Origin of the sequence: Microcoleus sp. N9_A1, assembly GCF_036701795.1 — a bacterium.
Classification (GTDB): Bacteria; Cyanobacteriota; Cyanobacteriia; order Cyanobacteriales; family Microcoleaceae; genus Microcoleus.
Window position 1 is genome coordinate 55,633 of the sequence record NZ_JAUBRI010000044.1, and the last position, 8,560, is coordinate 64,192.

4 protein-coding genes are annotated in these 8,560 nt (G+C 44.3%); 3 read left to right on the top strand and 1 reads right to left on the bottom strand.

Annotated elements, in window-relative coordinates:
- Nucleotides 1–58: 58 nt before the first annotated feature.
- The 3 genes from QUA58_RS19900 (at nucleotide 59) to QUA58_RS19910 (ending at nucleotide 2,468) form a co-directional block, all read left to right on the top strand.
- Entirely contained in the window at nucleotides 59–229 is a 171-nt protein-coding gene (locus QUA58_RS19900) for a hypothetical protein (RefSeq protein WP_333248170.1), read from the top strand.
- The gene (locus tag QUA58_RS19905; RefSeq protein ID WP_333248168.1) at nucleotides 226–678 is read left to right on the top strand and encodes a response regulator; all 453 of its coding nucleotides are present in this window, start codon (nucleotides 226–228) and stop codon (nucleotides 676–678) included. Before QUA58_RS19900 ends, QUA58_RS19905 begins: the two co-directional genes overlap by 4 nt.
- Before the next feature lie 128 nt (nucleotides 679–806).
- On the top strand, nucleotides 807–2,468 hold the full coding sequence (locus tag QUA58_RS19910) for a diguanylate cyclase domain-containing protein (RefSeq protein ID WP_333248166.1): 1,662 nt from the start codon (nucleotides 807–809) through the stop codon (nucleotides 2,466–2,468).
- A gap of 370 nt (nucleotides 2,469–2,838) precedes the next feature.
- Here the strand turns inward: QUA58_RS19910 and QUA58_RS19915 are convergent, their stop codons facing one another.
- Nucleotides 2,839–7,863, bottom strand: coding sequence for a PAS domain S-box protein (locus QUA58_RS19915; RefSeq protein ID WP_333395469.1), 5,025 nt, complete (start codon nucleotides 7,861–7,863; stop codon nucleotides 2,839–2,841).
- Nucleotides 7,864–8,560: the final 697 nt, after the last annotated feature.

The following is an 8,560-nucleotide window of genomic DNA, read 5'->3' on the forward strand; positions in this document are numbered from 1 at the left end:
AATTTGTGATGTGTTTGCAGTTTGTCGGTTCTGGGACAGACGGCCAAGTGAAACAAGCATGATTCGCAAACCTTTGCAAATCGAGAAAAACGGTAAATTGCTGCAACACACTTTCAGTGTTCTCAGCCAGATTTACCGGATGATGGCAAGAGATGCTGTGCAGGTACTCAGACACGGTTTAAAGTCCCGCAACCTCACAAAAGACGCTCGCACTGAGGCAAAGCGGTGAATTATCAAAAGAAAAAATTTACTCTTTTAATAGCAAACGATGACGAGGATACGCGCTTTTTGATGGGGGAAGCACTGCGAGAAGTTCGATTAGCAATTACGAGCGAATTTGTGGAAAATGGAGAACAAGTGCTAGACTACTTGTACCGTCGTGGTCAATATCTTGGTAGCAGCAATTGGCACCAGCCAGACTTGATACTTTTGGATCTGAATATGCCGAGGCTGGACGGGCGAGAAACACTAACTTTGATCAGATCAGACCCTCATTTGCAACAAATTCCGGTTGTAATGCTCACAACTTCCCACCGCAGAGGAGATATCTTGCTTTGCTACCGCTTGGGAGCCAATTCTTTCATATCCAAACCAGTGACTTTTGAAGGATTGCTTGAAGTAATGAAGACTTTATGTGAGTATTGGTTTGAAATCGTTTCACTCCCGCCGGATATGTAAACTTTAATGGAGGGCTAAATTGATAGTTTGAGTGTATAGTGAATTTGATAAGCAGCAATATTGGCCGATCGCAAGTATCGCTCTCAAAACAAAAAAGTTGCCTTAGACCCGCTCCGAACGCTATAGTTGTGTTAACACGTAACCAATGTCTGAAAATTTTGTTGGTTGAGGATGACCTCGGAGATCCGACAATGATCGAAGACCTTCTAGGGTCATTCAGCGAGTCTCTATTTCTTCTCCAAACTGTTAAGTCTCTGGAGATAGGAGCCGGGTGTCTGGAATTAGAAAAGTTTGACGCCGTACTATTAGATTTGTCACTGTCAGACAGCTTGAGGGGAAGCGAGGCGATCGCAGTTTTGAAAGGGCGATGGCCCACATTGCCAATTGTGGTGCTGACAGATATCAACGATGAAAACATGGCGCGGTCTGTATTGCGCTGCGGCGCTCAAGATTGTTTGGTAAAGGGAAGATTTCACAGAACTCTGCTGGTGCGGGCAATCCATTACGCGATCGAACGCCAGCAAATCGAAGAACAATTGCGGCAGCAGGCTCTCCGACAGCGACTGTTGGGCAAAATGATCGAACATATTCGATCGTCAATAGATCCGGCAAGCATTCTCCAAAGTACCGTTGCAGAAGTGCGCCAATTTCTCCAAACAGACCGGGTTTTAATTTATCGGTGTCAGGATTGGGTGTCTCAATTGGACGGGGAAGAGCAAAAAGGTGCGATCGTCGCAGGTGATGGTTTGCCATTGGGTTATATTGAAAACCAAAATATTAGTGCTGCTTTGGCGGTGTCATGCTTTGTTTTAGTCGAATCCCAGTCGGTTCAAGCAATAGCAGATGTCAGCACTGCCCCATTGGCGGGCAGTTGTAAAGAATTGTTAGCAGATTGTGAAATTGCAGCAGTTATCAGCGTGCCAATTTGGCAATCTGGCGACTGGGAAACGGCAAAAGAAACACAAGAAGCTTTTGTTTGGGAAGCCGAAAAAAATCAAGATGCAGACGAAAATTATATCTGGCAGCAGGCGAGTGGCAAACCGCAGGCGCAGGGGAAAAGTTTGCCGAATTCGATCGCAGAAAATGGCAATAGTTTGTGGGGAATGCTGACAGCATACAATTGCAGCGGTGTCAGAGAATGGCAGCAGTGGGAAATAGATTTTTTACAGCACTTGGCAAATCAAGTGGCGATCGCGATCGAACAATCTCAACTTTACCGCAAGCTAGCAATAGCGAATCAAAAATTGCAGCAACTGGCAACTACTGACGGACTGACTGGCATTGCCAATCGCCGCCAGTTCGATCGGGTTTTGAGCTTAGAGTGGCGCAGATTGGCAAGAGAGAAACTGCCACTGTCTTTAATTATGTTGGACATCGACTTTTTTAAACTTTACAACGAGTTTTATGGGCACCTGGGCGGGGACGATTGTTTGCGGCAAGTTGCGGGGGCGATCGCCAGCGCCACCAAGCGGGCTGGGGATTTGACTGCCCGCTACGGTGGCGAAGAATTTGCCCTCGTGCTGCCCAACACTAGCGCCGAAGGGGCAAACGCTGTCGCCCGGAAAATTTGCGACGGCATCGCCAGCTTGAAACTGCCCCACGCGCGATCGTCGATCGGGCCCTACCTTACCCTCAGTTGCGGCATTGCGACAGGGATTCCTTCTGCCCAGGAATCTCCCAACACCCTAATTCGCAGCGCTGACAGCGCCCTTTATCAAGCCAAAACCGAAGGCAAAAATCGCATTTGTCACGCCAGCAGTAACTCGGAATCTTCCCCGATTTTTATGTAAAAGTTGAAGGTAATTAGTAATTAGTAAGATCGTGTTTAATTTTTCACTCACCACTCACAACTCATAACTCATATTGTTGACCTGAGTATCAGAATAATAATTTTCTGAGTGCACTGCCAGCGGGATGCGATCGAGTGACCAGGAGCAAGGATAATGCTCGCTGGCAGGGTATAATTCCGATGTTACGGTATTTGATATTACTGAGATGTTGCACCATTCTCAATTACTTGTTTAGGAACAGGCATCCTGCCTGTTCCATAAGAAAATTCACTCTTTGTGGAACAGGTATCTTGCCTGTTCTTGAGAATGGTGCAAGATGTGAGATATTAACCCATTTCCGCTTCCCAATTTCCAATTACAAATTGCTAATTTATTGCCCCATATTTGAGATCGTACCAGCTAAATTCGGTCGCACTGGAATTTCAATCAAAAACTCCGCTCCCTCTCCCGGTGTTGAAATACAGCTCAATCTGCCGCCGTGGCGATCGACGATAATCGAGTGAGAAATCGACAATCCCAAACCCGTGCCCTTGCCCACAGGTTTAGTCGTGAAAAACGGGTCAAACAGCCTCGATCGCACCGACTCCGGTATCCCTCCCCCGTTGTCCGCAATCGATACTGCTACGAAGCCTGCAGCAGCCTGATAACTGCGAATAGCGATCGTGCTGGGATGTCGATCGCACTCCTCGATCGAACGCTGCTTGTCCCGTTCTTCCAAAGTATCGATCGCATTAATTAAAATATTCATAAATACCTGATTCAACTCGCCTGGAAAACATTCAATTTGTGGCAATAGTTGGTAATCTTTCACTATCTGAATTTCTCCATGACTGCTGTGAGATTTTAACCGATTTTGCAAAATCATCAAAGTGCTATCAATTCCCTCGTGAATGTTAACCGACTTCCCAGCAGACTCGTCCAATCGCGAAAAGTTACGCAACGATTTCACAATCTCGACAATTCGCTCGGTTCCTACTTGCATCGAATTAAACAATCTCGGGAAATCCTCAGCAATATAATCCAAGTCTATTTCATTAATTTTATCCAAGACTTGGGCTGGAGGATTAGGACAGTAATGCTGGTAAAATTTAATCAATTCCAGCAAATCTAAAGTGTAATTGCGAGCCGGATTGAGATTGCAGTGAATAAAGCTAACAGGGTTATTAATTTCGTGAGCAACACCAGCAACTAACTGACCCAAACTCACCATTTTTTCATTTTGAACGAGCTGAGCTTGAGTCGTTCGGAGTTTGTTAATAGCTGCTTCTAACTCTAGCGCTTTTGAACGTTCTCGCGCTTCCGATTCCTGCAAAGCTGACTCGGCTTGTTTGCGATCGGCAATTTCAGTTTGTGCTTGCTCAAACAGTGTCGATTGCTGGATCGCGATCGCCAACTGCACGCTAATTTGTTTGAGACACTCGACCTCAATTTCCAGCCAATGGCGGGAACCCGCGCACTCGTGAGCAATCAATAGCCCCCACAACTTCTCGCCTTGCAAAACTGGCACTACCAAATTAGCTCGCACCTGAAATTGACTTAATAAATTAATGTAGCACTCGGAAAGATCAGCTTGGTAAATATCATCGACAGCTACAGCACGACCATGTTCGTAAGCAGAAGCATAGCTGTCTTTAAAGCAGGAATCGTTAATAGTTATTCCCTGAATAGCCAGCCAATTTTTGCCCACCGACTCGACATTTACAAAACCGCTCCAATCAGGATTAAACTGATAAATAACTGTCCTGTCTGTTTGTAAAAATTGCCGTACTTCAGCAACAGTTTTTGTCAAAATTTCTTCTAAATTGAGAGAAGAGCGAATGCGTTCCAGCATTCCTACCACCAGGCGTTCTCGCTTTAATTGCTGGCGCAAGATAGCCTCGGCAAGTTTGCGAGCGCTAATATCTTCAATCACACCAATTACATAGCTAGGCTCCCCAAACCCATCCCGCACTAAAGATATAGTCATATTAGTCCAAACAAATGAACCATCTTTGCGAATAAAGCGTTTCTCAATGGAATAATTAAAAATTTCCCCAGCTAACAGTCTGTCGCGCGACTCGACATCGGCTGCTACATCTTCGGGGTGAGAAATATCCCCAACATTTCGTGATTTCAGCTCCAATTCTGAGTATCCGACAATATTGCAAAACCCTTGATTGGCATTCAAAAATTGACCGTCTGGCCACACTTTCACAATGCCGATCGCCGCTTGTTCAAATACAGCTCGAAATCGCTGTTCACTTTCTTGCAAAGCAATTTCTGCTTTTTTGCGATGGGTAATGTCCATTGCCGTGCCAAACAGCCGCACCACCTGACCAAACTCATTTTTAACAGCTTGTCCTTTACCGTTAACGTGCTTGATTTCTCGTGATGGAAAATAGATGCGGTGGTCGATGTCGTAAGCTGTCCCTTCAGTCACTGCCTTTTGCACAACTTGTGCAAACCTTTCTTTGTCATCGGGATGAATTTGCTCTAAAAGTTCTTCCATTGTCGGTGGCCGATTCAATTCTCTACCGTAAACTCGAAACAGTTCTTCCGACCAACTAATAATTCCTGCCTGCAGATCAAATTCCCAATTGCCGATGCGGGCAATTTTTTGCGCTTCTTGCAACTGGTCAGTAAGTTGTTGCAGAGATGCGATCAACTGCGTTTTTTCTGCTTCTGCTGCAACGCGGGCACTGATATTTTTGTGAGTGCCTGTCATCCGCAACTGCCCGCCCCATTCGTCGTACTCGACTACCTTACCCATCGCCATAATCCACTGCCAATTTCCCGCTTTGTTGAGCATCCGAAATTCAACTTCATAGATATCAGTGCCACCTTCCAAATAGGAGTTTAAAGCTTCCATTACCTTCCCTCGGTCTTCGGGATGCAGCAAACTTTCCCAACTTGGGAAGTTATTTTCAATTTCTGTTTCTGCATAACCGAGCATTGATTTCCAATGAAAATCGAAATAAGTTTCGCCAGTAGCTATATTCCAATCCCACAGCCCCAAAGAGCTGCCTGAAACCGCCAACTGCAAGCGCTCTTGACTGAGTTTTAATGCCGATTCGGTGCGTTTTATTTCTGTGAGATCGGCAATTATGGCTATCATTCCTATCGGTTGACTAGCGCTATCTTTAATGCAGTTAGCTCGCAAGAAAGTTTCTATAATATCGCCATTTTTAGTCTTGATTTCAATTTCAGTCTCCCAGGAAAAACCTTTCCGCAGCACCCTAAATAACTTTTTCAATTCTTGAGATTTGGGGTACATTACTGCTGGGCCACCGGCATTATTTAGTTCCTCAACTGTATAGCCGTAGCGCTGAATAAATGCTTGATTGTGATAAACGGAATAACCATCCAAATCTGCGATCGCGATCGCATCACTAGCGCTGTCTACAGCTTGAGTTACCAGGCACAGAGTCAGTTCGGCTTGTTTGCGATCGGTAATGTCAAAAATCGCTCTGTCGAGCCACAAAACCAGCCCTTCTAGATTGTAAGTTGGCCTACCTCTTTCCGACATCCACCGCACCGCCCCGTCATCGCGAACAATCCGGTATTCTAGATTGTACGGCTGTTTCGACTCTACTGCTGCGCTGATTTGTCGATCGACCATTTCTTTGTCTGCCTCGTGGACAATGCTCGCAAAACTTAAGCCGTTGTTGCGAATAAAATCCCCAGCAGGATACCCACTAATTACCTCAATTTCATCGCTAATAAATACCATCGTCCACTCAGCATCATATAAGCTGCGGCAGATAGCACCGGGAATATTCTCAACGAGCGATCGAAATCTGGCTTCACTCTCCCGCAAAGCTGCTTCGGCCTGTTTTAAATCAGTAATATCCAGCACCATCCCTTCCCAAACTATATCCCCTTCCTGCCCTATTTCTGTGGGACAATCAACTCGTTCCGGTCTCGACGAACCCCCTTGCATCCACTTTAGTTTTCCCGACGGTACTATAGTGCGCCATTCCTGCTGCCATGGCTGCATATTTGCCGCCGAAACAGCAATAGATTCTTCAAATTTTTGACAGTCATCTGGATGAATCAAGCTAAAAATGAGTTGGGGATTCTGCTGAATATTTTCTGGTTCCAATTCATATAAATCACGGCTGCCAGAAGAAATATAAGGAAAACTTTTTTCCCCGTCAGTTGAGAGACGAAATTGATAAATTATTCCCGGTAAATTGGCAGCAAGTTGCCGCAGTCTAGCTTCGCTTTCTTGCTGCGCTAATTGTTTCCGCCTATCCTCAGTGATATCTCGAATTATCCCGACGAGAATTTTACTGCCATCGGTATTTTCAAAGACAGTTTTTTTAGTAGACAGAATGTGCTTTGTACCGTGGGCGTCCGTAAATATTTCCTCACTCTCGTTTTCTTTCCCCGTCCTAAACACTTGTTGGTCAGTATGCCAAAAAATCTCAGCTTCTTGTTTTGGGAAAAAGTCATAATCCGATTTTCCCAGCAATTCCTCGCGATGCTTCCCAATCAGCTTGCAAAAAGCATCATTTAACAGTATCCAACGGTGCTGTTTATCCTTGACAAAAAGTGGGTCTGCAACTGCATCGATTGTATAATTCAAAAATCTTTTACTAGCTTCTAGTTCGGAAAGGGCTAAAATTTTATCTGTAATATCATTGATAGTTCCTGTCGTCCCCTGTGCCTCGCCGTTCCCGCCCATAATCAAAAATTCTTGCACTTCCACCCACCGAATTTCTCCATTTTTGGTAACATATCGACTTTGGTAACAACAGGATATTTCTTGATTTGGTCTCCGACCTCTAAACGAATTTAAATATTGGTATTGATCCTCAGAATGAATGTAACTAAAACAGGAAGTTCCTAAGCTTTCATCAACGGTAAATCCGGTAATTTCCGTCCAAGCCGGATTGAGAAAAGTCCAATTGCCAGCAGTATTTGTTTCAAAAACGACTTCTTTGATATTGCCAACAACCTGCTGGTATTTTTCTTGACTTTTTTGCCATTCTGCTTGCCGTTTCTGGCGGGCGATCGCGCACCTGAGCGTCCGTACCAGCAGCCTGCTGTCTACCTGTCTTTTCACCAGATAATCTTGGGCCCCGGCGGCAATTAACTCGACAGCCAGTTCTTCGTCATCTGCGGCTGTCAGAATGACGATAGGAATATTTATAGCGCAATTTTGAAGTCTGAAAAAAGTATTAAATTTTTGGCTATCAGGAAGTGAAAGATCTAATAAAATTACATCAAAAATTTGGTCGCTTAAAATTTCTATCGCTTCCCGGAGGCGAACTACATTGGTCAGATCAATTGATTGTCCTACTTGGGGCTCCGAGAGCAGTTCTTGAAGGAGTTCTGCATCTTCTGCACAATCTTCTACTAAAAGAATTTTCAAACAAGCAGGCGTTAAAGTTGACTCAAAAACAGATGTCATACCATTTTATATTTTATATTTTTGATTTGAGATTTGGAATGACTGATGACTATCGCAGTTTGGTTCTTGCGTACAGTGGCTTTTTTTTAACTGCTATCCTTTTGCTATTTTTTAGTAATTATAAAATCTCAGCAGCGGATGCCGCTACCTAGCTCATGATTGGGGAACTTGAACCGCACGCTTGAGAGTGCGCTGTGTGCTTGCAGACCCCGCAGATTTATTTGTAAAATTGAGTTGTTCGCTGCAAGTTTGCCGCCTCGCCCCAAACCTAGTGGCCCCAAACTATTATACTCTTACCAATATTGCAACTTAACTCTGTTTTAATTTACAACCTTTGGCAGGGGAATAGCAAGAGGCAAGTCAAAAGAGCGCGGATTAATCAAGATTTGCATTGCTGATAGCCTTTGAAACTTTAGATTTTAAATAGCCATTTAAAGATTGCCTAAAGTTAAATTATTTTTTTTTAAAATGGTATTACTACTAAGCTACGAGAATTACCGTTGATTTACAAAATACGCTCTGAGATTGTGTTCGGTTAATGACCCGAAATTAGCGCCTATTTGTAGCAAGGAATGCAATTCCTCTCTTGATCGAGGAACCAAGACTTGCATTGCTTGCTACGTATCGGCTCAATAAGTAGGGGTAACAGTTAATCTAGTTGCCAAGACAAGCCCAAGGGATGAAGAGAAGATTTTTC